The sequence below is a fragment of the Mesorhizobium sp. M2E.F.Ca.ET.209.01.1.1 genome (assembly GCF_004010375.2).
Lineage (GTDB): Bacteria > Pseudomonadota > Alphaproteobacteria > Rhizobiales > Rhizobiaceae > Mesorhizobium.
The window spans coordinates 54,729-76,220 of the sequence record NZ_SADP02000016.1 but is presented as its reverse complement, the minus strand read 5'-3'; the positions used below and the strand labels follow the sequence as shown (position 1 = coordinate 76,220).

The 21,492-nt window shown below is 62.4% G+C and carries 20 protein-coding genes and 1 pseudogene; 12 read left to right on the top strand and 9 right to left on the bottom strand.

What is annotated here, in order from left to right; translation table 11 throughout:
* Positions 1-807: an ABC transporter permease gene (locus tag EN852_RS25825; protein ID WP_127878076.1), complete on the top strand. Its 807-nt coding sequence runs from the start codon at positions 1-3 to the stop codon at positions 805-807.
* Positions 808-1,285: 478 nt separating this feature from the next.
* On the opposite strand, the gene EN852_RS25820 is transcribed toward EN852_RS25825, so the two are convergent.
* Positions 1,286-1,645, bottom strand: a complete 360-nt coding sequence (locus tag EN852_RS25820; protein WP_042638109.1) for a metalloregulator ArsR/SmtB family transcription factor — start codon at positions 1,643-1,645, stop codon at positions 1,286-1,288.
* A 419-nt stretch (positions 1,646-2,064) separates the two neighbouring features.
* Between EN852_RS25820 and EN852_RS25815 the strand changes: the two genes are divergently transcribed.
* Both EN852_RS25815 and EN852_RS25810 read left to right on the top strand, forming a co-directional pair.
* Entirely contained in the window at positions 2,065-2,268 is a 204-nt protein-coding gene (locus EN852_RS25815; protein WP_095815975.1) for a hypothetical protein, read from the top strand.
* Positions 2,269-2,362: 94 nt separating this feature from the next.
* Positions 2,363-2,608 (top strand): DUF982 domain-containing protein, encoded by a 246-nt coding sequence (locus tag EN852_RS25810; protein WP_127878074.1) that lies wholly within the window; start codon positions 2,363-2,365, stop codon positions 2,606-2,608.
* Positions 2,609-2,761: 153 nt separating this feature from the next.
* Here EN852_RS25810 and EN852_RS40965 read toward each other — a convergent pair whose 3' ends face one another.
* Positions 2,762-2,926: a hypothetical protein gene (locus EN852_RS40965; protein WP_189546172.1), complete on the bottom strand. Its 165-nt coding sequence runs from the start codon at positions 2,924-2,926 to the stop codon at positions 2,762-2,764.
* A gap of 265 nt (positions 2,927-3,191) precedes the next feature.
* Here EN852_RS40965 and EN852_RS25805 point away from each other — a divergent pair, with 265 nt between their 5' ends.
* On the top strand, positions 3,192-3,434 hold the full coding sequence (locus tag EN852_RS25805) for a DUF982 domain-containing protein (RefSeq protein ID WP_095816412.1): 243 nt from the start codon (positions 3,192-3,194) through the stop codon (positions 3,432-3,434).
* A gap of 304 nt (positions 3,435-3,738) precedes the next feature.
* Here EN852_RS25805 and EN852_RS25800 read toward each other — a convergent pair whose 3' ends face one another.
* Positions 3,739-4,698, bottom strand: a complete 960-nt coding sequence (locus EN852_RS25800) for a glycosyltransferase (RefSeq protein WP_127878072.1) — start codon at positions 4,696-4,698, stop codon at positions 3,739-3,741.
* Positions 4,699-4,719: 21 nt separating this feature from the next.
* Positions 4,720-5,301: a CatB-related O-acetyltransferase gene (locus tag EN852_RS43230; RefSeq protein WP_127878071.1), complete on the bottom strand. Its 582-nt coding sequence runs from the start codon at positions 5,299-5,301 to the stop codon at positions 4,720-4,722.
* 198 nt (positions 5,302-5,499) lie between these two features.
* On the opposite strand from EN852_RS43230, the gene EN852_RS25790 reads away from it, so the two are divergent.
* Entirely contained in the window at positions 5,500-6,285 is a 786-nt protein-coding gene (locus EN852_RS25790; RefSeq protein WP_127878069.1) for a hypothetical protein, read from the top strand.
* An 11-nt stretch (positions 6,286-6,296) separates the two neighbouring features.
* Here the strand turns inward: EN852_RS25790 and EN852_RS25785 are convergent, their stop codons facing one another.
* Complete coding sequence (locus EN852_RS25785; protein WP_127878067.1) at positions 6,297-7,169, bottom strand: NmrA family NAD(P)-binding protein; 873 nt, start codon at positions 7,167-7,169, stop codon at positions 6,297-6,299.
* 148 nt (positions 7,170-7,317) lie between these two features.
* On the opposite strand from EN852_RS25785, the gene EN852_RS25780 reads away from it, so the two are divergent.
* The gene (locus EN852_RS25780; protein WP_127878065.1) at positions 7,318-8,223 is read left to right on the top strand and encodes a LysR family transcriptional regulator; all 906 of its coding nucleotides are present in this window, start codon (positions 7,318-7,320) and stop codon (positions 8,221-8,223) included.
* Positions 8,224-8,236: 13 nt separating this feature from the next.
* Here EN852_RS25780 and EN852_RS25775 read toward each other — a convergent pair whose 3' ends face one another.
* Positions 8,237-8,890 carry a suppressor of fused domain protein gene (locus tag EN852_RS25775; protein WP_189546170.1) on the bottom strand — a complete coding sequence of 218 codons (654 nt, stop codon included), beginning with the start codon at positions 8,888-8,890 and terminating at the stop codon, positions 8,237-8,239.
* Positions 8,891-8,948: 58 nt separating this feature from the next.
* Here EN852_RS25775 and EN852_RS25770 point away from each other — a divergent pair, with 58 nt between their 5' ends.
* Positions 8,949-10,013, top strand: coding sequence for a helix-turn-helix domain-containing protein (locus EN852_RS25770; protein WP_348643472.1), 1,065 nt, complete (start codon positions 8,949-8,951; stop codon positions 10,011-10,013).
* 636 nt (positions 10,014-10,649) lie between these two features.
* Here EN852_RS25770 and EN852_RS25765 read toward each other — a convergent pair.
* Both EN852_RS25765 and EN852_RS42515 read right to left on the bottom strand, forming a co-directional pair.
* Positions 10,650-11,102 carry a LysR substrate-binding domain-containing protein gene (locus EN852_RS25765; RefSeq protein ID WP_246694397.1) on the bottom strand — a complete coding sequence of 151 codons (453 nt, stop codon included), beginning with the start codon at positions 11,100-11,102 and terminating at the stop codon, positions 10,650-10,652.
* A 610-nt stretch (positions 11,103-11,712) separates the two neighbouring features.
* Positions 11,713-12,231 (bottom strand): annotated as a pseudogene (locus EN852_RS42515) (epoxide hydrolase); the annotation flags it as partial.
* On the opposite strand from EN852_RS42515, the gene EN852_RS25755 reads away from it, so the two are divergent.
* Positions 12,177-12,677 (top strand): LysR substrate-binding domain-containing protein, encoded by a 501-nt coding sequence (locus EN852_RS25755; RefSeq protein WP_246694396.1) that lies wholly within the window; start codon positions 12,177-12,179, stop codon positions 12,675-12,677. The pseudogene EN852_RS42515 and the gene EN852_RS25755 sit on opposite strands and share 55 nt — an antisense overlap.
* A 338-nt stretch (positions 12,678-13,015) precedes the next feature.
* Here the strand turns inward: EN852_RS25755 and EN852_RS25750 are convergent, their stop codons facing one another.
* Entirely contained in the window at positions 13,016-14,035 is a 1,020-nt protein-coding gene (locus EN852_RS25750) for an NAD-dependent epimerase (RefSeq protein ID WP_127878059.1), read from the bottom strand.
* Between the two features lie 234 nt (positions 14,036-14,269).
* Here EN852_RS25750 and EN852_RS25745 point away from each other — a divergent pair, with 234 nt between their 5' ends.
* From EN852_RS25745 to EN852_RS25730, 4 genes are read left to right on the top strand one after another with little or no spacing between them, the layout of a single operon-like run.
* A complete protein-coding gene (locus tag EN852_RS25745; protein WP_348640434.1) occupies positions 14,270-16,918 on the top strand; it encodes an AMP-binding protein in 2,649 nt (882 codons plus the stop codon).
* Positions 16,915-17,898 carry an NAD(+) synthase gene (gene nadE, locus EN852_RS25740; RefSeq protein ID WP_127878055.1) on the top strand — a complete coding sequence of 328 codons (984 nt, stop codon included), beginning with the start codon at positions 16,915-16,917 and terminating at the stop codon, positions 17,896-17,898. The genes EN852_RS25745 and nadE overlap by 4 nt, the downstream gene beginning before the upstream one ends.
* Positions 17,899-17,903: 5 nt before the next feature.
* Positions 17,904-19,925 carry an asparagine synthase (glutamine-hydrolyzing) gene (gene asnB, locus EN852_RS25735; protein ID WP_127878053.1) on the top strand — a complete coding sequence of 674 codons (2,022 nt, stop codon included), beginning with the start codon at positions 17,904-17,906 and terminating at the stop codon, positions 19,923-19,925.
* The gene (locus EN852_RS25730; RefSeq protein ID WP_189401861.1) at positions 19,922-21,475 is read left to right on the top strand and encodes an AMP-binding protein; all 1,554 of its coding nucleotides are present in this window, start codon (positions 19,922-19,924) and stop codon (positions 21,473-21,475) included. The genes asnB and EN852_RS25730 overlap by 4 nt, the downstream gene beginning before the upstream one ends.
* Positions 21,476-21,492 lie beyond the last annotated feature (17 nt).

Sequence of the window (21,492 nt, the reverse complement as noted above, 5' to 3'; positions counted from 1 at the left end):
ATGCCGACCTACCGTCCCGGCCCCGTCTCGCTCATCCTCGCCGTGCTGGTGGCACTGTTCCTGCTGATGCCGCTGCTTGCCGTCATCCCGGTGTCGCTGACGCCGAGCCGCATGCTGACCATGCCGACGGGTGAACTGTCGCTGCGCCACTACCGCTCGCTCATCGAGGATCCGCGCTGGCTGGACTCCATCCTGCTGTCGATCCGCATCGGCGTGGTGAGCAGCATCCTGTCCACCGCGCTTGCCCTCACCTTCAGCCTCGGGGTGTGGATGTTCCAGCCGCGCTTCACCGCCGCTCTCGTCGGCTTCGTGCTGCTGCCGATGGTGGTGCCGCCGGTGGTCTCGGCGGTGACGCTCTATTTCTTGCTCACCTCGGTTTCCGGCCTCACCTCGTTCTTCGGCTACGACACCTGGCTGGGTGTCGCGATGGCGCATTCGGTGATGACAGTGCCCTTCGCCACGGTGCTGATCCTGGTCTCGCTCAGCCAGCTCGACCGGCGCATCGACCTTGCCGCGCGCGGCCTCGGCGCCAGCGTGTGGGAACGCGCGACGCGCGTCATCATGCCCAACATCAAATTCGGCATCGTCACCGCCGCCCTGCTCTCCTTCGTGCTCTCCTGGGAAGAGATCGGCGTGACTTTGTTCATCACCTCGGTGAATGCGATCACGCTGCCGCGCCTGATGTGGATGGGCCTGCGCGATAACATCGATCCGGCGATCGCGGCACTTTCGGTGATCCTGATCGTCATCACGGTGCTGGTGCTGGCGGTGAGGAGCGTGATCACCAGACAGAAGGCGTCGCCATAGAGCGGTCTGCCGTTTCACGGAAACGGCGGACCGTTCTCTCTTTGACGCGGTCCGTAGGGAAAACCGCCCGCACCTTCCCAAAATCGCTCCGATCCAGAAACGAAAGAGGCTCGCCGGGATCGGCGAGCCTCTTTACGGAGCCGAAGTGGAAGCTCGGCACCGTCATGATCCGGGGGTGTGGATCGACTCGAAATCTAGCCAACAGGGCTTGGCCGGGCGACTTACAAATCCGTAAACTTTGGTCGGACCGCGCGCCCGACCGCGCAGGAAAAGCCCGTTCTATCAGCGGCTTGCCGGGAGCATCCGGCGTCGAGACAGCACCCGTCAAAGAAACGTGATGTACCGTCTGTCCGGCCGGCGGGGCGGCGGAACGGCTTGGAGGTGCAGGAAAGCCGGGCGGCGTCGCGACGCGGCCCGGCCATCAAGGCGCCGCGCCGGACGAAGGCCCCCCGGGCCTCGTCCGCGCTTGGCAGTCCGTTCAGGCGGCCTGCGGCCGCCGCATCCTCTCGACGAAGGCCTGCCTTGCCGGTCCGGCAAGCGGCTTGTCCGTGGCCAGCAGGCCGTCGAGCAGCGCCAGAAGTTCGCGCGCCGCCGAAGACTTGCAGGAATAGTAGACCATCTGACGATCGCGGCGGGTTTCGACCAGGCCAAACCTGCGCAGTTTGGCCAGGTGTTGCGACAGCGCCGATTGGCTGAGTTCGACCTTGTCGGCGAGCACGCCGACAGAGAGTTCGCCCTCGGCCAGGTAGTTCATGATGAGCAGACGCTTCTCGTTGCCCATCACCGCAAGAAAGGCTGCCGCGCTTTCTGCGTTGGCGGTAAGTTTCTTCGTAACCATCGATTTCCCCATGGTTCAGCTCTTCCGAAGGCCATGGGGGCAAATGGCTTCAGAGTTCCAGAGCGTTGGTGGGCATGCCCCGATTTCGACACGGGACCTGCCCTGCTTCTTTTTCGACCAGAACCCCTTCGTAACCCGGTTGCCACCACGCCGGAGTCGCTGGTCTCGGACAGAACGCGCGGCGTTTTTTCGGGCTCAAGTCAATGCAGACTCGGAAAAATTCCGCGCTGCTAATGCGTATCAGCGCAGCGCTCGTTCGGCAAGAATATAACGAGGCTCGGCAAAATGGCGGCCAGCCGCTGGCAAGAGCGGCGTCAGCCGAAGTGCATGGCAAGCTTGCCTTGCCGCGACTCACGCTCAACCGTCAAGCATGCTAATATTAACCGGGCAAGAAAGGAGCCCGGCTCAAGGAGGAAGCCATGTCCATTGCGTCCAATGCCCGCAACACATTCACTCCCGACGAGACGGCGATGCTTGGCCGTGTCTATGAGAATGGCAGCATCAAGGGCGAGACCGCCGAGCAGAAGGAAGCACGCGCCTCGCGCATCATCGCCAATTACATGGCCGGCATCACCGACGAGGCAGAACTGATCGAGCTTTCGCGCCGGCCGCTTGGAAGATGAGCAAGGTGCTCCGCCCGCGCGAGGCAGCTTCACGTTAAGTTGACGCGGAACGCAACGGTAGAACATCGCGTTCCGACATGTTCGGGAGGTTGCGATGATCCAGGGATGGTTCTCCAGGCCGGTTGAAGTCGCCGTCGGCGTTTCCGGCTCGATCCGCCACATATCCAACGCCGAACAAGCCGCCGAACTGCTGACCGGCCAATGGCGCGATGCCGGCAGCGCGCTGCATGGCGAGGCGCTGCGGGCCTGCCGCCGGGCGATCCGCGGCGACGTCCCGGCTGACGCCGCCAGGGAGGCCTTCATCGCCGCCGCGCGCGAAGCGCATGTGCTGATCGAATAGGACATGGCGGCGGCGTGTTGCTCGAGCCTGCCTATCGATAGAAAAGCCACAAAGCACCAGCACCGCGAACATCGCCGGAGAGAGCAGGATTCCGGCCCGAAAAAGGCACATGGCCAGCTGAAGCGGGGTGAACATGCCTGGCGGGGCCGGCCCCTATCGGTTGCGCGCGTTGACGCGAAACCGACACGCGGTTCGAAACGCGCGCAACCGATCCGCTTCGGCATGCAAGCGGTTTTGCCGGACCTCGTCGTAGAGCCCGAAAGCGGTCGCCATCAACGTCGCGGCGGTCATGGCGAGTGCAAGCACGGCGATAATCATGAGAGGTCTTCCCGCGTTTCATCAGCCTGGCGGATTCATTAGCGCAGCCCGCGAGGGTGCTGCAGTGACTTTGGTCACACGATTTCGGCCATCCGGAATCGCTGAGGAGCTCGTCCCGACGCTGCCTATCGTCGCCTCGAAATTCTTCGGAACCTAATGCGTGGTGGTTGGTTAACGCGCGGGTCGGCAATCGCCCTCGGCCTGCATCGGCGCCATCCGGCGCTGATTGCTTGCCCAAAAGACGATCATAACAATGGAGAAAGTGATGAACGATGTCTGGTTTTCCGAACCAGTCGTGATCGATTTCCAGCCAAACGGCCAGCGCAAGGTATCGAGCTGCTTCGAGGCGATGGAATGCCTCGACCAACGTTGGCCGGGACAGGCGCGCGACGGCGCCTGGCGCTCGGCGAGCCGCGTCTGCCGTGACGCGCTTGACGGCCTGCGCAGCCCGGTGGAAGCCCGCAAGACGCTGCGTAAGGCGGCCAAGGTCGCCGGACTGCTGGCGTAGCCTCGATTTCCCATGGCGTCCCGTTGGGGCGTCACCAAGCCCGTCGCGGTTTCCCATTGCCGCGGCGGGCTTCCATTTTCATGGGGGCGAAATTACGGCCGGCGCATACTGCGGAACGCGTTACAGCACGCATCCCGTGGGGTACATGAAAACGCCGGCCGCTGGGCTTCGGGGCTGCCTGACGGGTTCAGGCCTTCCCATTTCGGCGAGTCGGGCGCCGGGCCGCAACGCCAGCGCCGGAGCATGGTAAACGCACGGTTACTATCCACAGCGCATGGTCAATCGGGCAAGCAGGCAGCCCTGGTCAGGCGAAACCGCCAAGCACTTCCGGAAACTGGACCGCCATCGCGCCTTCATCTGCCTGCCTGGCATAGATCGCGTGCATCCTGCTGCCGTCATATCTGGCCCTGCGGCGCTGCACGTCCTTGCCGAACAGGCCGGCAATCGCGTCGAAGCGCCGGAAGAAGCGCTTCACCACGCCGCGCTCGAAGGGTATGCGCTGCTCGAAGGGCCTGCCCCAGGGCGTCTCCCTTGCCAGATCTCGCCAGATGCGCAGCGCGTCGAGTTCGACCCCGACCTGGTTGCCCCATGGCTTGCCGCCCGCGAAATGCCTGGCCCAGGCTTGCGAGAAGCGGAATTCTCTCGTTCCGAGCGACTGCAGGTTCCAGTTTGGATGCATCGTCTGCCATTTGCCCTCGAAGGCGACGTTCAGGGCATTTTGATCATTCATCCTTCCGTCAATGGCGGTCTTTCGCGTGCGCTCCAGCAGCGCATTTTCGCGGACGGCGTTCATATCGAAGACGACGACGCCGGAATTGAAATATGGCGCGCCGGCCGCCAGCTTGAGCTTCTGCCGGTAAGAGGGCCGGAAATACATGTAGTCGTCGTGCGCGGCGAGCAGCGGAGCGCGCAGCCGCTGTCCGGCCAGATCATTGATGTCCCGGTTGAAGAGAACGTCGCAATCCGTATACGCGATGCGGTCATACGGTTCGAACACCGGAAACCGATCGGCGAAAAGCCGAACGTAAGCGGCAATGCTGTAGGTTCCGAAGCGAAAGCCGAAATTCGTCATGAAGTCGGTGACATCGACCAGCTCGACCTTGCCTTTCAGCAGATGCCGGGCGACTTCAAGATCCGCCTGGCTCGCACCGGTGTAGAGCAGAAAGCCGTCGATCGGGGTGGAGACATCCAGTATCCGCCGCGCCGTCAGGCAGGCATATGGAAAGTAGCCGGCATCCGTCGCCAGGAAGAAGCAAGACTTCATCGTTCCGCTAACCGCTGCCCATCATTTCGTTGCGGTGCCTGCCACAGAATGCCTCTCGATAAAAGTCTCGATCGGGCCGGTAAGCAGACCCGCCTCGCGTTTGACCTTGTCATCGTCCCAACGCCACCATTGGATGGCGAGAAGCTTCACGACGATGTCCTGCGAGAACCGGTATCTGATCAACCTTGCCGGGGAACCGCCGACGATGGCGTAGGGCGGCACGTTCTTCGTGACCACCGCCCCTGCCCCGATGACGGCGCCATCACCGATTTCGACGCCGGGCAAAATCATGGCGCCATGGCCGATCCAGACATCGTTGCCGACGGTGATGCCGCCCGGTCTGCCGCCATTCGAGACCGGCTCGGGCTGCTTCAGCAATCGGCTGTGGATGGGGAATGACGTCGCGCTGTCGGTCGGATGCTGGCCCGAGCACATGAAAAGCACCTGACCCGCGACCGAGCAGAAGGCGCCAACCCGCAGAGGCGCGTCCCTCGAAGGGAACAAGACCTTTCGCCATGTCACGCCGTAGGTGTGACGGCCGACCGTCACATGCTCCGGCAATCTGGAGCGCACATCCTTCAGCCATTTGGAAAGCGCTGACATCCGGTTACCTCTCCGACGCTCCCGCCGACATAGCCCCGGATCGGCCGGGCCATCAACCAGGAAGTTCGGACGGGCGCAAGCGACTGATCGGCCAAGTGTTCCGCAGCCGCCGCGCCGGCATGGGAGGAACTTTTGGGTGGATCGCGGATGCGTGTGTTGATAGGGGAGGATCCCAGACACTTCTCCCCTACCGATCGAATGAACGACGTTTTTGGCTATATCGCGTATGGCGATAACGAGGTCTATCACCTTGGCGCGCTGCTCAGCGCGCTGAAGCTTCTGCACAATTGCCCTGGCGCCAAAATAATCGTCGCAACCGACAGGCCCGAGCTTTTTCGCCGATATCCCGTCGAGACGATGGCCATCACCGCCGACCAGAAGGAGCTGATGTCTTTCGGCCGGCGCTATCATTTCGGCATCAAGGCCGCGTGCCTGATCGAGATCCTGAAGCGAGCCGACCGCCTCATTTTCATGGACTCCGACCATTACCCTTATGCCGATCCTTCCAAGGGGTTTCGGCAGATTTCTCCGACCCGCTCCTTCATGCGCAAATGCGAGGGCCAGCATCGGCTCTACCCGGTTCTCTCGGGCAAGGGCGTCAAGATCGGGCACTATACCCTGACAGGCCATGAACCGATGTGGCAAAGCGGAATCCTCGGCGTTCATCGGGCCAATGCCGGTGCGTTAACCGAGGCATATTCCGCGATGCTGGCCGTGCGGGAATTGACCAAGACGGACGCGCCGGAGCAGTTCTGCATCGGCGTTGCGCTCTCCCAGGGCGGCCTGGCTCTCGGCCGGCACCACCTTCCCGTCAGCGATTACAACACGCGAGGAAAGAAGGCTTTCGCCAGTCCCCGCGTGCTGCAGTTCTTCAGAGCTTACGGCGAAGCGCCAATTGCCGAGCAGATAAGGAGAGCCGGCTGGTATCGCCTTTGGCGGGCTCCGATGGACCTGTGGCGCCAGCGCGACAGGTGGTCGCTTTAGTCCGGCCGTCATTAGGCATGGCGAGACATGCCGACGAGCTCCGCAATCGCCTCGTCTATCCCGATGCAGCCCTTGCGCCTTTGGGCGTTCGGATCGCGAAAGTCGATCCAGCCTTCGTTGAAGCCGTCGAGCATGCGCATTCGCATTTCGGGATGGCGCATGCCCTGCTCGCGGAAGATCGTCTCCCAGCGCTCGCGCGGGACGATACGCACCTCGACATCGCGGCCGAGCGCCTTTGCAAAGGCGGCGGCGATGTGGTTCGGCGACACCCTGTGTTGCGCTTCCAGTTCGATCACCCGGTGGCCGCTCCAATCCTCAAGCAAGAGTTCCGCGGCCGTCCTGCCGACATCCGCGGCCGAGATCATCGCGACCGGTCGATCGAGCGGCTGCAGGTAGCTGTCGATCACGCCCCGGTCGCGCGCCGAGGCGATGTCCCACTGGGCGTTCTCCATGAACCAGGCGGCGCGCAGGAACGTCACGGCCACGGGCAGGTCCGCAAGCGCCTCTTCCAGCAGGCGCAGCACATTGAGCAGATTGGGTTCGGCGGCATCCGCGCCGATCGTCGACAGCACGACCACCTTGGGCGGCAGCGCCCTATGCAGGGCCTCGCGGACGACGGCGATCTTCGGCAGCACCTCCGGGAAATCGGGTTCGGCATCATAGACCGGCGGCAACAGGATGAACGCGCCCTCGACGCCCGAAAGCGCCGCGGCAAGCGGCCCGGGGTCGCCGAGATCGGCGACAGCGACCTCGCAGCCTTTGACCAGCCACGGCGCGCCCTTGGCTTCGTCGCGAACAACGGCCCGGACCTTGTGGCCCGATGCCAGCAGTGTCTCGGCAAGGACGCCGCCGACGCGGCCGGTAATGGCGGTAATTGCGAACATGATCTTTCCTTCGTTTGTGGTGCTGACCGGCATCACGGCCAGCGGGTGGGGCGGCCAGCGGTCTCTGGCCGGTCTTTTCACACCCTTTGCTTGCTGATCCCAGCGCCGATATGTCATCATAATCCGGACTTGAAGTTGGGAATGGCGCATGCCCTATGACGGAAGATTGCTGTCCGGCGTGACGGTGCTGATGGCGGTGGTCGAAGCCGGCTCGATGGCGCGGGCAGCGGACGCGCTCGGCATGACCGCCTCGGGGGTCGGCCGCGCCATCCAGCGGCTCGAAGCCCGCATCGGTGTCAGGCTGCTCGACCGCACGACCCGCACCATGCACCTGACGGACGAAGGGCGGCGCTTTTACGAACGGGTCGGCCCTCACCTCGACGGCATCGAGGAGGCGGCGGTCGAGGCCACCGGCGCCAGCTCGGTGGTTCGCGGCAGGCTGCGCGTCAATGTCGACCCGTTCTTCTCGCAACTGGTGCTGGCCGGGCATGCCGGCCGGTTCCTGGCGCTCTATCCGGAGCTTCGCCTCGAGCTCATCATGCGCGACGCGGTGGGCGACCTTGTGGCGGACGGGTTCGATCTTGCCTTGCGCTTCGGCGATCCGCCGGCCGGCTCATTCACCACGCGCAAGCTGTTCGAGACGCGCATACTCACCGTCGCGGCGCCCGCCTATATCGAGCGCCGGGGACGGCCACAGCACCCTTCCGACCTGCCCGACCACGACGCCATCGACTTCTGGGACGCCGCGCATGGCCGCGCCTATGAGTGGGAGTTTCGCCGCGGCAACGAGGCGCTGCCGGTCAGCGTCCAGACCAGGCTGATGACCTCCGACGCGCCGACCATGCTCAACGCCTGCCTTGCAGGCGCCGGCATCGCACAGGTTCTGGAATTCGCCACGCGCGAGCAGGTGCGCGACGGGCAACTGATCGACCTGTTTCCGGACTGGTCGGACGAGTTCTTCCCCCTCCACGCGATCTATCCCTCGCGGCAATACCGCACCGCCAAGGTGCGGGCGTTCGTGGAGTTTGTGATGGGGTTATTGGCGGGGGTTTAAATCCGCGTGAACGCTAAACGACGGACCGCCGCTGCGGGTGGGTCACCGGAAAGCAGCCGGACGAGCCGAGCCGCGTGATGAGTGCCTCGTTGCCATTTGCCTTGGCGAAATCCAATTCCTTGTCGGTCATTCCAACAAAAGTGAAAAACTCGACCCGGCCCGACGGCAAGGTGAAATCGGGTGGAAGCAACGGAGTGCGTACGACGACCACGTTTCGGACCTCGCAACCTTCGACGCCATTTATCGGTGAGCGTAAGGGGATTCTGTCACCCTCGCCCAAAGGCCCGCGATCACCGAAATGGCCCGCGCCGAGGAGAAGGTCGAAGGCCAGCAAATTCTGCAGGCATCGGATTGCCCAATCGCCCTGCTCCGTAGAAGCCAGGATGAATTCCACCCCTGCTCCGGATTCGCCTTCAGGATCGTAGGCGCCTTCTTCTTGCTTCCACGGATTCGAGTGGCCGGACGTCACATAGAGCCAGTAAGGCCGCTGCGGCGTCGGCCCATGCTCGAACACGCCATAGAAGAGCCATCTGGGGTCGACATCCGAAATGCCAAACCTCTGCTGGAACAGTTCAAGCGGCAGTACAAAAATGCCTCGGCAGTCTCCACCGAAGAGGGCTGGGTAGATGTCGTCCTCGCGGATGCGCCAGACTTCCTCAAGATTCATTCGACATACCCGGTGCGATACGCCCCAAACGGGCTGATTTGCCGCCGAACATGCAGGAATTTTTCGAGACGGAATAGCCCGTGGCGTTAATGGCGATCCCGGCAGGCGTGCCACGTCCAAACAAAAGCAAGACGTTAGTTTTCCCAACCACGAAAAACCCGCCATTGAAAACGCTAGTGAATTTTCGCGTTTTCCCAACCGGCAGATAACAAAAGCCCGGCTTTCGATCATTCCGTTTCGCGCGGCAACGGACAGGTCGCTGAAGGGAAGTGACCTTCGAATTTTATGTCTACTCGGCCGCCACGTCGACCGCGCCGGCTGGTGTTCGCGTAGCCAGGTCAAAATGGCTAAGGAGATTGGTTGCTCACGGTCGACGATCTTTCGCGCAATAAATCGTCTGGTCTGGGCCGGGTACGTCGAATGCTACGTGCAGGAAGCAGACAATGGCCGCGATGGCGCGCACCTTTATCATGTGATATTCGAGGACGCGGAGCACCCTGCCGATATACCGGCACCCCCTGCCGGTCTATCGGCACCCCCTGCCCACCTAGAGCCGGCACCCCCTGCCCGCCCAAAACCGGCAGCTAAGAACGACCCCTTTAGAACGACCCCTTCAAAACGAATTGAGAGAGAGCGCGTGCGCGAGAGGGGGGGAGAAAGTCGCCAGGAACCGTCGGCCGGGACCCGCGTCCCCCTCATTCGGAGATTTTTTTCCAGCGCGGCCGAATTTCAGGACCTTCCAGCCTCCAATTGGATAGCAGTGTCAGACAATAATGCAAACAAAATCAATTGCTTGTCTGACCGCAATGTCCGCGAAACCGGCGAAAACGAACCATTTTTGACCCGCACCGAGCGAATTGTTTGCAGTCCGCCCGAGCCTTGCAGGCATTTGGGGCAAGCCGTTCGCGGCCTGCAGGTCGCGCTCGAAGGGACGGCCGATAGCCTTCTGTTCTCGACCATGCCGGCATGCCCATGCGATCGAGCAGCGCCGGGAGTCGAAGTGGCGCAACACTCGGGGGGCGGGCGGAAAGTCACGGGCGCCGCCCGCCTAGACCGGCGCCTGCCCGAGGTTTTTACGCGCGCAAGTTTCCCGAATTTTTTTGCCCGGAACAAACCCAAATGACCATAGCCGAATGGCAGATGACCGTAGCCCCGCATCGCCCGAGCCGGTGCCCGAGCGCGGGGTCGGGCGCGTCTTAGATTTCAAACCTCCGATGGCACAATGTCCGATTTGGGGCCGGTTACGGACGGGCAGGTTTTGGGCGGCCCGATGTGCGAAGCAGTCGTTCGTTCACAGAGCTGACCGCGCCAGGAAGGCTCGGAAGACGAAACTGAGCGCGCTCATTGCGCTTCCCGGAAGCGGACGCTTGTTCAGCCGCTCGTTACAACTAGAACTTACTACCCGTCCGACCGTTGGAAGAAGTCTCGTAGGCCCTTTCCTACCTCAACCCCCTCCTCGACGGGAGCGGCAACGCCGCCAGACACATCCTGCGGCGGGGGGCTTGCGCTCGCGGCGAGCGGAGGCGATCCAGCCACCGGGCAGCCTAACCTGGACCATTAGGTCGACGCGCTCTGGCCCCTTCTCGCGGTCTAGGGCCGCGCTGAGAAACTGAGGACCGGGTTCGTTGGCTCAGCTCAACAACCCGATTTTCCGAGGAGCCGAGCTAGTGCGGGCGTTCTTCGGACCGGCCCAGGTTGTGAAGCAGCGGCGAACTCGATAGCCTCGGCGATTGCGGAAACCTGTCGCTGCCCGATTAGTCTAGGCGCGCGGCGCGTCGTCTTCGCCCTCGACCATCAGCTTTCCGATCAATTCGCGAACCCAGCGCTGCCCGGCATGGCCGTGACAACGCTCGTGCCAGATCAAGCCGATATCGAACCGCTCGCTCAGCCAGGGCAGATCGATGATCATCAGCCTTTCCGATTGGGCACGAAACAGCCGCCTGGGTACGAGAGCGACAAGATCGCTGCTGGAAACAATTTCGGGAATGAACAAGAACGAGCCCGCTGACATGACGACATTGCGCCGATAACCGAGAACTCCCAAGGCGTCGTCAACTGGTGTCTCGAAATTGCCGCCTCGCCGTGAGACGACGATATGTTCCAGCCTGACATAGTTCTCGATCGTCAGACCGGGCTTCAGATCCGGGTGGCCTTGCCTGCCGATGAGGACATATGTTTCGTCGTAAAGATGACATGCACGTAGATGCGGCATCGCGGGATCGGGTGTGGCGATCACCAAATCGGGAGCGCGCTCCCGACACCGTCGCGATAAAGGCGCGCAGGTCGGCCAGCATCAGTTCGGGCTCTTCCAGCGCGGCGAAATGGCCGCCCCGCGGCATGTCGGTCCAATGCACGATGTTGTAGGTCTTTTCCGCGAACGAGCGCGGCGGCGGCAAGAACACCGGATCGGGGAAGGCCGCAACGCCGGTCGGCACCTGGATGCGGGTGCCGGCCGGAAGCATCCGCGACTCCTCAAGCCGGCTGCCGCAGTAGATCCAGGTTGCCGTCACGAACGATGCCGGCGCGATGTAGAGCATGATGTTGGTGAGGAGTTCCTCCTCGGAAAACTTGGTCCAGATGTCGGGGTCGCCATTGGCGGTTGTCGGAAGATCGGCCCACTTGCCGAACTTTTCGAGTATCCAGCCCGCCGCTCCGACCGGGCTGTCAGCCATCGCGACGCCGAGCGTCTGCGGACGGGTTTCCTGCTCGTAGGCGCTCTCCTGATCGGCAATCGCGGCCCACTTGGCGGCGAAGGACTTCTCCTCGCCGGTCGTCGGAGCGGCGTCCTCCGCACGCACGGTCATCATGTTAATATGGATGCCGAGCAGAGCGTCCGGTCGATCATGCGCTGCCCAGGCTGCGATGCCGTGGCCCCAATTGCCCCCTTGAATGAAATACCGCGCGTCGCCGAACAGTTGGATCATCAGCCCATGCACGAGCGCAGCAGCCTGCCGCGGGCCGATCGGGCGCGTGATCGGGTTGGAGAACGCGAAGCCAGGAAGCGAGGGGACGACAACATCGTGCCCGTCCGCTGCGAGCGGCTCCAACAGCCGCTCGAAATCGAGATACGAGCCCGGCCAGCCGTGGAGAAGCAGGACGGGCGGCTTGGAGCCGTCGCCTTTCACGTGAACGAAGTGGAGGTGCTCGCCTTCCACGTCGGCCGTGAAGTTGGGCAGCGCGTTGAGGCGCCGTTCGACCGCACGCCAGTCGTAGCTGTCCCGCCAATAAGCGGCGAGTCGCTTGAGGTCATCAATCCCGACCCCCGCCGACCAGCCTTGCCCTCGACGTGCTGGCGCTCTCCTCTCAGTTGGAGCGCGGCGAGGTTGACCTGGTCCTGGCATCTCCGGACCATGCACCGGCAGCCATGCGTCAACGCCAGCTCTTTCGTGAGGATTACGCGGTGATCGCCCGGCAGGGACACCCGGCCGTGCAAGGCCGTCTCAGCCTAGATGTGTTCTGCGCTTTGGAGCACGTTGTCGTGTCTCCCAAGGGCGGCGGGTTCTCAGGGCCTGCCGATGCAGCACTTGAGGCCGTCTGCCGCCGCCGCACAGTAGCCCTGTCCACGTCGGGCTTTCTGATCGTGCCAGAGGTCGTGTCGCGGTCCGACATGATCGCTTTGATCCCACGGCGGATCGCCGATGGTTGGTCGGATCAGGTGCAGGTGGTGGAACCCCCACTCACCATCCCTAGCTTTGCTATCGCGAGTGTCTGGCACGACCGGACCACCAACCATCCGGCAAAACGCTGGCTGCCTGAACGGCTGACGATGTTGGCCGCCGAAGGGTAATACCGACTGAACTGAAGGCTGCGCACGACGACCTCTGAATGGCTGGAACCGGGGCGCGAAGCTGCCGTTCCGCAGAAGATAAATGCCGTTTGCGAGTGGCTGCATCAGCTTCTCAACTCAACTTTGGCGAACTGCTTTATAACTCATTGGCGAATAACGATAATGGTGGGCCCGGAGGACATATTAAAGCGATTGATTTCACTGGCCTTTTTGTGGACCAAAAACTCAAGCCTTCCCGTATCGTTCCGTATGATCTTGCCACGTTGGATGTTTGCGAAGGCGTATCTTCGGTCGGTGTCGCCAACTGCGACTGCGGCGGGATACGGGAGCAGTCCGGATCAGGCTCGATAAAAATCCCGATACCATTCCACGAAACGCCGGATTCCGATCTCGATCGGAATTCTCGGCCTGAAGCCAGTCGCTTGCTCAAGTGAGCTGACATCGGCGCAGGTCGCGGGCACGTCACCCGGCTGGAGCGGCATGGAGTTGCGTTTCGCTTTTTTGCCCAGCGCGTCTTCCAGTAGTTCGATCAAATGGTTCAGCTCAACCGGCGAACTGCCGCCTATGTTGTGGATCCTGAACGGCGCATTGCTGGTGGCGGGGTCAGGCGCGGCGCTGCTCCAGTTCTTGTCGGGCGTCGCAGGCAGTTGCATGATGCGGATCAGGCCCTCGATGACGTCGTCGACATAGGTGAAGTCTCGCTGCATGCTGCCGTGGTTGAAGACGTCGATCGGCTCGCCTGCGAGTATGGCCTTGGTGAAGATGAACAGGGCCATGTCCGGGCGGCCCCATGGTCCGTAGACCGTGAAGAACCGCAAACCAGTCGTGGGCAGCCGGAGAAGATGGCTGTAGGCATGGGCCATCAATTCGTTGGCCTTCTTGCTGGCGGCGTAGAGACTGAGCGGATGGTCGGCGGAATCGTGAACGGAGAACGGCATTCGCGTGCTGCCGCCATAGATCGAGCTCGAGGACGCATAGACCAGGTGGCCAACTGAGGCGTGGCGGCATCCTTCCAGAACATTGAGGAATCCGCTCAGATTGCTTTCGCCGTAGGCGTGGGGATTGGTGAGCGAATGACGAACGCCGGCCTGGGCTGCGAGATTGACAACGATTTCCGGACCAACCGAGGCAAATAGTGCCGAAACGCGGTCACGATCGGCGAGATCGACGTGCTCGAACCGGAAATGTGGAAATTCTTCCAACTGATCGAGCCGGGCCCGCTTCAGGTTGACATCGTAGTATTCACTCATGGAATCGGAACCGACAACTTGCCAGCCGTCGCAAAGCAATCTTCGGCATAGATGAAAGCCGATGAAACCCGCTGCGCCGGTGACAAGAACAGGCCTATTTGATGTCACGGCATATCCCTAGCGTTAAGCTGTGACCCGATTCGCACCCATATCCACCCTCGCCTCTCTTTGTCCCCGGAAGCATCATCAGAATGATCGATGAATCATCTCTTGAGCGGAGCCATAACCGAACCTCATCTCTAGCTCAGGCAAGCCATGCTCCCGGCATATATGAAGCCACAAGCAGCGGACCAGGATCTTGATGGGGCTCCTCTTCCGCCGGGGCCGCCCAGGTGGGCAGAGGTGCGCGACTATGCTCTGGACCGGGGCGGGCCCGTTCTGCGGCCGTATTTGCCGTTGCCCGCCGGGTTTGTGGATATGGGGATCGGCCCGCGGCTGCAAACCGTCGTAAGCCAACATCCGCACAAGATCGCCATCAATGACGGCGCGGACGAACTCTCCTATTCGGCGCTCGGCGCCGCCGTCGAGATTCTCTCCCGCCGGGTTGCCAGCGCCGTCGCCCAAGGTAGGCCGGTGGGAATCTGGCAACCGTCCTCCGTCTGGGGCATCGTTGCCATGCTCGCAACGATGGCAGCCGGACGGATTTCGATTCCGCTTAATGCGAGGGATCCCGCTCCTCGCGTCAAGGAGATCGTGTCGGCGGCCAGGCTCCAGGCAATGCTGGGCATGGGAGATCGTCCTGCTGATCTGGCCCAAGACGTCCAATGGATAGACATGGGCGTAAGTTCGGCCGCCGAGCGGGACATGTTGGCGTCGCCCCTTCCGCCGCCCTCTGTCGATGAGCCGGCCATCATTCTTTATACTTCGGGTAGCACGGGACGCCCAAAGGGCATCGTCAACAGCCAGCGCAGCTTGCTGTGGCGCGTGCAACAATATGTCGACGCCTGTCATATCAATTCGGACGACGTTTTTCTTCCCTTGACGGGGCTAGCCACGATAGCCGGCTGCCGAGAGATTCTGACGTCTCTCCTCAGCGGCGCCACCCTGCAACTCGTTGAATTGGAAGCGATCGGCCTGCGCGGCGTTCGCGCGAGGATGAAAGACCAGGGCGTGACCGTCACCTATCTTGTGCCCGCCTTGCTTCGAACGCTGATGGCAGATGTGGCTGCCGATACGTTCAGCTCGCTCAGAATTGCCCGTGTCGGGGGTGAGAAAGTGCTTTGGGCCGACATCGCCCTTCTGCGCAAAGCCATCCCGCCGCATTGCCTCGTCCAGATAGGCTATTCGTCGACGGAAACGACTGGATCACAGTGGTTCCTGCCGCCGGAGCCGTCGAACACGGAGCCCGATGTGCCGGTTGGCCGCCTTTTGCCGGGGATTTCATTTGCGATCCTGAACGAGGAGGGACGTGCTGCCCTGCCCGGCGAAACGGGAGAGCTCGCGGTAAAAAGCCGATATGTGCTCCTCGGGCATTGGGAAAACGGCGCAGTCGTCCCCACCGAAGCGGACCCGGCCAATCCAGGCGAGCGGATTTTTGCTACCGGCGACCTCGTGCAATTGGACGGCGATGGCCTGTTGAGGGTTATCGGCCGAAAGGGTCGGCAGATAAAGATCAATGGCCGACGCATAGAGCCGGCCGAACTCGAGAGAGTCATGCGATCCGCTTCGTTCGTTCGGGACGCCGTGGCAGTGGTGACGGAGGCAACCGAACTTATCGCATTCGCAGTCCCAAATGATACCGCCGGCCCAGACTTCGTCGACGACCTTCGTCAGTTGATCGCTGACGCGTTGCCCTCACCCTTGCGGCCACTAAGGCTTCATCGCGTGGACGACATCCCCCGCCTGAGCGGTGGAAAAGTCGACCTTGCGAAACTCGGGAAGATGGACCACCTGGCCAGGAAGCCGACCACCGTCGCCGATCCGCCAAGTCCGGGGAGCGACCTCAAAGTGCGCCAGGTGGTGCAAAAGGCCTGGGGCAAGGTTCTCAACACGCGAGCAGCCGCAGGACGGTGGGACGAGGCCGGAGGGGACTCGCTCAAGCTGCTGCATTGCGTCATGGAGATCGAGACGCTGATCGGACAGGAACTGGGGCTTGAGAGCTTCACCGTTGGGATGACTGCGGATCAGATGGCGAGGGCGGTCGTCGCGGCGCAGGCAGCTTCTTCGGGCAATACCGCCCCGGAGCATGATCCGCCGCTGCTTTTCCTGTTTCCCGGATCAGTCGGCTATGGCCCAAGCCTTGCCGCCTTCGCATCGGCGATGGGAGCGACCGCAAAGGTCGTGCCGGTTCGATATCCAGGCCTGGCATTGATCCTCAAGGGACAACGCGATCTGGCGAGCATGGCAGACGCGGCAGTCCAACAGATCAACCGTGCGCAGCCCTCGGGCGATGTGCGGCTGCTGGGCCACTCGCTCGGCGGGGCGGTCGCCTTGGAAGTCGCGGTTCGTCTGCTGGAGGCCGGACGGTCGGTCAAGTTCGTCGGCATCCTCGACACAAGCCTTGAGGGCGAGCGAAGCCGCCTGCGGGACACGGTCACCCGTACGGTGCGCCGGCTGCGGTCCAACCGCATCTCGTTCCATCGCGTAGCCTGCCGTGCCTTGGCGAAGATCGCGGTCAGATTGGGTTACGAAAGCCGTCTCGCGCGCGCCATCGACCGTTACACCGAAGGCCAGTTCAACGGGGCGTGCTTCCGGATCAAGCTGGAATTGCAGGAAGTATTGCGGGCGCAGGCATTTTTCCGCTGGCTGATGGAACCCAAGACCGCGCTTCCGATCCAAGGGACCCTCTTTCGCTGCGCTCGCCCGGGCATGTCCCGCGCCATCGGCTGGGATCAAGTATTTGATGACCTGCAGGTGGTCCCGATCGTCGGCAGCCACATCGATCTCGTCGTGGAACCTCACGTCGCGACCAACCGCCCGCTGATCGAGAAGGCCGTTCTGCAAACCTATACCCCAGCTGAATCTCTGCAACTGGAGGGCCAAGCAGCGTGATCTCGCGATTCACCAAGGAAGCACTGGCATTGGACGCCGCCGCGGAGGCGGACCGCATCGTCTCATCGACGCGCGAGCAGGTTCTGGTCACGCTTCGGCGACGCGGCGTGGTGGTCGGGCTGTCGGGTGGCATCGACAGTTCCGTCGTCGCATCCTTATGCGTGCGCGCCTTCGGCAAAGACAAGGTGCTGGGGGTATTCATGCCGGAGCGCGACTCGTCGGGAGACTCGCTGAGGCTCGGACGCGTCATCGCGGCCCAGCTCGGCATCGACACTCTGGTCGAGGACATCGCCCCCGCGCTGGATGCCATCGGCGCCTATCGCCGTCAGATCGAGGCCATCCGCTCAGTCGTTCCTGACTATGACGAGGGATGGAAATGCAAGCTGGTGCTAACTTCGGTGCTGGAGAGCCAAGGGCTCAACATCACCCGCCTGACGGTTCAGAACCCGGAGGGCAACACCACCACGGTTCGGCTGCCCTTGACGGCCTATCTGCAGATCGTCGCCGCGACCAATTACAAGCAGCGCATCCGCAAGATGACCGAATATTACCATGCGGACCGCCTCGGCTACGCCGTTGCCGGAACGCCGAACCGGCTCGAATACGACCAGGGTTTCTTCGTCAAGCAAGGCGACGGCATCGCCGATGTCATGCCGATCGTGCACCTCTACAAAACGCAGGTCTACCAGCTGGCTGAATATCTCGGGGTGGACGAGGAAATCCGCCGCAGGCCGCCGACCACCGACACATTTTCCCTTGCCCAAAGCCAGGAGGAATTCTACTTCGCGCTGCCTTACCACCTGACGGATCTGTGCCTCTATGGCGTCAATCATGGGCTATGCGCCGACGAGGTCGCAGCCGCTGCGGGCCTAACCGGCGGCCAGGTTGAGAAGGTCTTCAAGGACATCGCAGCGAAGCGCCGGGCAGCACGCTATCTGCACTCCCGGCCCTTGCCGTCCGTGCCGATGGATGTGGACTGAGGCCGATGTGCGGGATCGCCGGAATACTGGCGCTGAACGCCACCGCCGAACCGCCTTCGCGCGAGGCATTGTTGCGCATGGCTGGCGCGCTTGCGCATCGCGGTCCTGACGAAAAGGGGCTCTACCGCGACAGACGAGCCGGGCTGGCGCATGCCCGCTTGTCGGTCGTCGATCTTCAGCACGGGCAGCAGCCCCTTGCCGACGTTGATGGTCCGGCTTGGATAGTCTTCAACGGCGAGATTTTCAACTATCTTGAACTGCGCGACAGGCTGTTCGCCCTCGGCCATCGGTTCCGCACCCGCAGCGATACCGAAGTCGTCCTGCACGCCTATCGGGAGTGGGGCCAAGCAGCCTTCGAGCGTATGAACGGCCAATGGGCACTGGCGATCTGGGACCCGGCTGCTGGCCGGCTGGTGCTGTCGCGCGATCGCTACGGCATTTGCCCGCTGCATTTTTGCGAGCATGGCGACCGCCTGTTCTTTGCGAGCGAAGTCAAAGCGATTTTCGCCGCTGACATTGCGATCCCACGCGCGTTCGATCCGGCCGGCCTCGATCAGACCTTCACGATGTGGACGGCTGTTGCTCCGCAGAACGTGTTCCAGGGCATCCGGGAACTCCCCCCCGGGCACGTGCGCCTCTACGAGAAAGGCGCGGCGCGAGAACATCCATTCTGGCAACCGCGCTTTCCGGAAACCCGTGATCAGGAACATGACCGGTTTGGCGGCTCCCGGGACGAGGCGGTAGAGGAAGTGCGGCTGATGCTGGAAGGCGCCACGGCCTTGCGAATCGTGCAGGCCGACGTGCCGGTTGGCTGCTATCTATCAGGTGGGCTCGACAGTTCCCTTGTCGCGACGCTCGGAAGGCGCTTCGCCGGCGAGCGTTTCCAAACCTTCTCGCTACGTTTTGCGGATGCCGAATATGACGAGACCGAATTCCAGCGGCTCGTCGCAGACGCGGCGGGCAGCGAGCACCACGAAATAGTTGTTTCCCGCGGCGATATAGCCGCGGTCTTTCCCGAGGTGATCCGCCACACCGAGCGGCCAATCCTCAGAACCGCGCCGGCGCCACTCTTCCTGCTGTCAAGGCTCGTGCGGGAACGCGGCATCAAGGTCGTGCTGACCGGCGAAGGCGCCGACGAGATGTTCGCCGGCTACGATCTGTTCCGTGAAGGCAAGGTGCGCCGCTTCTGGGGGCGCCAGCCAGCATCGATTAGGCGCGCCCGCTTGCTCGAGCGGCTCTACCCATATCTGTCACGCTCACCGGTCCATCAGCAGGCACTGGCCCGGCAGTTCTTCGGCCGCAATATCGAGGCTCACGCCGCGCCCGCATTTGCGCATGACACGCGCTGGCGCACGACCGCTGCCATCAAGCGCTTGTTATGCCCCGATATGCGGGCTGCCTCGGAATGCCGCGATGCGGTGGGCGAACTGATCTCGACGCTGCCGGCCGAATTTCCACGCTGGAGCCCCCTCGCCCAGGATCAGTACATCGAGATCCGAACCCTGATGTCCGGCTATCTGCTCTCCTCGCAAGGCGACAGAATGCTGATGGCTCATTCCATCGAGGGCCGTTTCCCTTTCCTGGATGATAATGTCGTGGCGTTGGCGAATGCGCTCCCGGACGCTTACAAGCTGCGCGGCCTCGACGAGAAACACGTGCTGAAGCGCGTCGCGGCGCCTATCCTGCCGCCGCAGGTTGTCGCCCGGAAGAAGCAGCCCTACCGGGCGCCGAATGCGCTGAGTTTCTTTGCCGACGGCGCGCCGGCCTACATTCGCGACGCATTGTCGGAGACGGCAGTGCGGGCAGCCGGCGTCTTCGACCCCCAGTCGGTGTCTCGCTTGGCAGCGAAATGCCAAGCGAAAACCGGCGATGGCGACATGTCGAACTCCGACAACATGGCTTTGGTGGGCGTGCTGTCGACGCAACTTCTGCATCAGCAGTTTGTCGCGGCCTGTCCGGCCGACGTGACGAACCCGGATCTCAGGGTCGACATCGACTACGAGCATCGGGAAAGGGTTCCAGCATGATCCACGGTGCCATACCGCTCCTGCATGACTATCTGATTCACTCCACCGGTCGGCTTGGCGATAAGGTGGCGCTGGTCTGCAATAGGCAACGCTTCACCTATGCCGAAATCGACGAGCGTTCGAATGGTATCGCGCGGTGCCTGGTGACGGCCGGCGTCCAGCGCGGCGATCGTGTGATGATCTTCGCCGACAACACTATGGAGACGGTTGTCAGCTTCTGGGCGGTGTTGAAGGCAAACGCTGTCGTATGCATCGTCAATCCGCTCACCAAAAGCGACAAGCTCAATTACCTGCTGAATGATTGCCGGCCAGCGGCGCTGATCACCGACCAGCACCTGCGGTCGGTTTTCAGTGAGCCTGCGCACAACTGCGGTTCGTTGCAGAAGGTGATCGTGTCGGGGCCGATCGAGGACAACGAGCTCAGCCGACTGCCCTACGCGATACGTTGGGAGACGGCCGCCGAAAGAACGCCGGCCGCGCCGGAACGCAAATCAATCGACATCGATCTCGCGGCCATCATCTACACGTCAGGATCCACGGGCGAGCCGAAAGGCGTGATGCTGACCCACCGAAACATGACGACGGCGTGCACCTCGATAGCCTCATACCTGGAACTTGGCGAAGACGAGGTCATTCTCAACGTCCTGCCCCTCGCCTTCGACTACGGCCTCTACCAGATGCTGATGGCATTCCGCACCGGCGCCCGGCTGGTTCTCGAACGCTCCTTTGCCTTTCCGGCGCAGATCCTTCAGATTATCAAGGACGAGAAGATCACGGGTTTTCCCGGCGTGCCTACCATCTTCGCCTCGCTGGCGGAGCTCAAGTCGCTGAAGGATCACGATTTTTCGAGCATCCGCTATGTCACCAACACGGCGGCCGCCCTGCCGCTCAAGCATATCGCCATGCTCAGAGACCTGTTTGAGGGCGCCCGAATCTATTCGATGTACGGGCTCACCGAGTGCAAGCGCTGCACCTATCTGCCGCCGGAGGATCTCGGACGAAAACCGCTGAGCGTCGGGATCGCGATCCCGAACACCGAGATGTGGATCGTCGACGATAACGACCAACGGGTCGAGCCCGGGACTGTCGGCCAGCTTGTCATCCGTGGCGCGACGGTGATGAAGGGTTACTGGGGCAAACCGGAAGCGACCGCCAGGAAGCTCAAGCCCGGCCCCTTGCCGGGCGAGCAGGTGCTCTACACCGGCGACTACTGCCGGATGGATGAGGAGGGCTACCTCTATTTCATCGGCCGCAGCGACGAGATCATAAAATCGCGGGGCGAGAAGGTTGCGCCCAAGGAAGTCGAAAACGTGCTGGTGAACATCCCGGGCGTCAAGGAGGCTGCCGTGGTCGGCGTGCCTGACGAGCTTCTCGGCCAGGCCGTGAAGGCTTTCGTCGTGATCGAGCAAGGCCGCATCGTCGGCGAACGGCAGCTTCAGATGGAATGCCAGAGGCAGCTGGAGAATTTCATGGTCCCGAAGTCAATCGTCATCGTGCCCAGCCTGCCGAGGACGGACACCGGGAAACTCAAGAAGGTGGCTCTTTCGTAGGGCCTTTTGAACGGCGC

Excerpts from the sequence above, each read along its gene's own strand:
- EN852_RS25780 (WP_127878065.1), top strand. The coding sequence starts at position 7,318 with ATGCCCTATGACGGAAGATTGCTGTCCGGCGTGACGGTGCTGATGGCG.
- EN852_RS25820 (WP_042638109.1), bottom strand. The coding sequence starts at position 1,645 with ATGGTTACGAAGAAACTTACCGCCAACGCAGAAAGCGCGGCAGCCTTT.
- EN852_RS25810 (WP_127878074.1), top strand. The coding sequence starts at position 2,363 with ATGATCCAGGGATGGTTCTCCAGGCCGGTTGAAGTCGCCGTCGGCGTT.
- EN852_RS25805 (WP_095816412.1), top strand. The coding sequence starts at position 3,192 with ATGAACGATGTCTGGTTTTCCGAACCAGTCGTGATCGATTTCCAGCCA.
- EN852_RS25825 (WP_127878076.1), top strand. The coding sequence starts at position 1 with ATGCCGACCTACCGTCCCGGCCCCGTCTCGCTCATCCTCGCCGTGCTG.
- EN852_RS40965 (WP_189546172.1), bottom strand. The coding sequence starts at position 2,926 with ATGATTATCGCCGTGCTTGCACTCGCCATGACCGCCGCGACGTTGATG.
- EN852_RS43230 (WP_127878071.1), bottom strand. The coding sequence starts at position 5,301 with ATGTCAGCGCTTTCCAAATGGCTGAAGGATGTGCGCTCCAGATTGCCG.
- EN852_RS25765 (WP_246694397.1), bottom strand. The coding sequence starts at position 11,102 with ATGCCGCATCTACGTGCATGTCATCTTTACGACGAAACATATGTCCTC.
- EN852_RS25775 (WP_189546170.1), bottom strand. The coding sequence starts at position 8,890 with ATGAATCTTGAGGAAGTCTGGCGCATCCGCGAGGACGACATCTACCCA.
- EN852_RS25730 (WP_189401861.1), top strand. The coding sequence starts at position 19,922 with ATGATCCACGGTGCCATACCGCTCCTGCATGACTATCTGATTCACTCC.
- EN852_RS25800 (WP_127878072.1), bottom strand. The coding sequence starts at position 4,698 with ATGAAGTCTTGCTTCTTCCTGGCGACGGATGCCGGCTACTTTCCATAT.
- EN852_RS25815 (WP_095815975.1), top strand. The coding sequence starts at position 2,065 with ATGTCCATTGCGTCCAATGCCCGCAACACATTCACTCCCGACGAGACG.
- asnB (WP_127878053.1), top strand. The coding sequence starts at position 17,904 with ATGTGCGGGATCGCCGGAATACTGGCGCTGAACGCCACCGCCGAACCG.
- EN852_RS25790 (WP_127878069.1), top strand. The coding sequence starts at position 5,500 with ATGAACGACGTTTTTGGCTATATCGCGTATGGCGATAACGAGGTCTAT.
- EN852_RS25785 (WP_127878067.1), bottom strand. The coding sequence starts at position 7,169 with ATGTTCGCAATTACCGCCATTACCGGCCGCGTCGGCGGCGTCCTTGCC.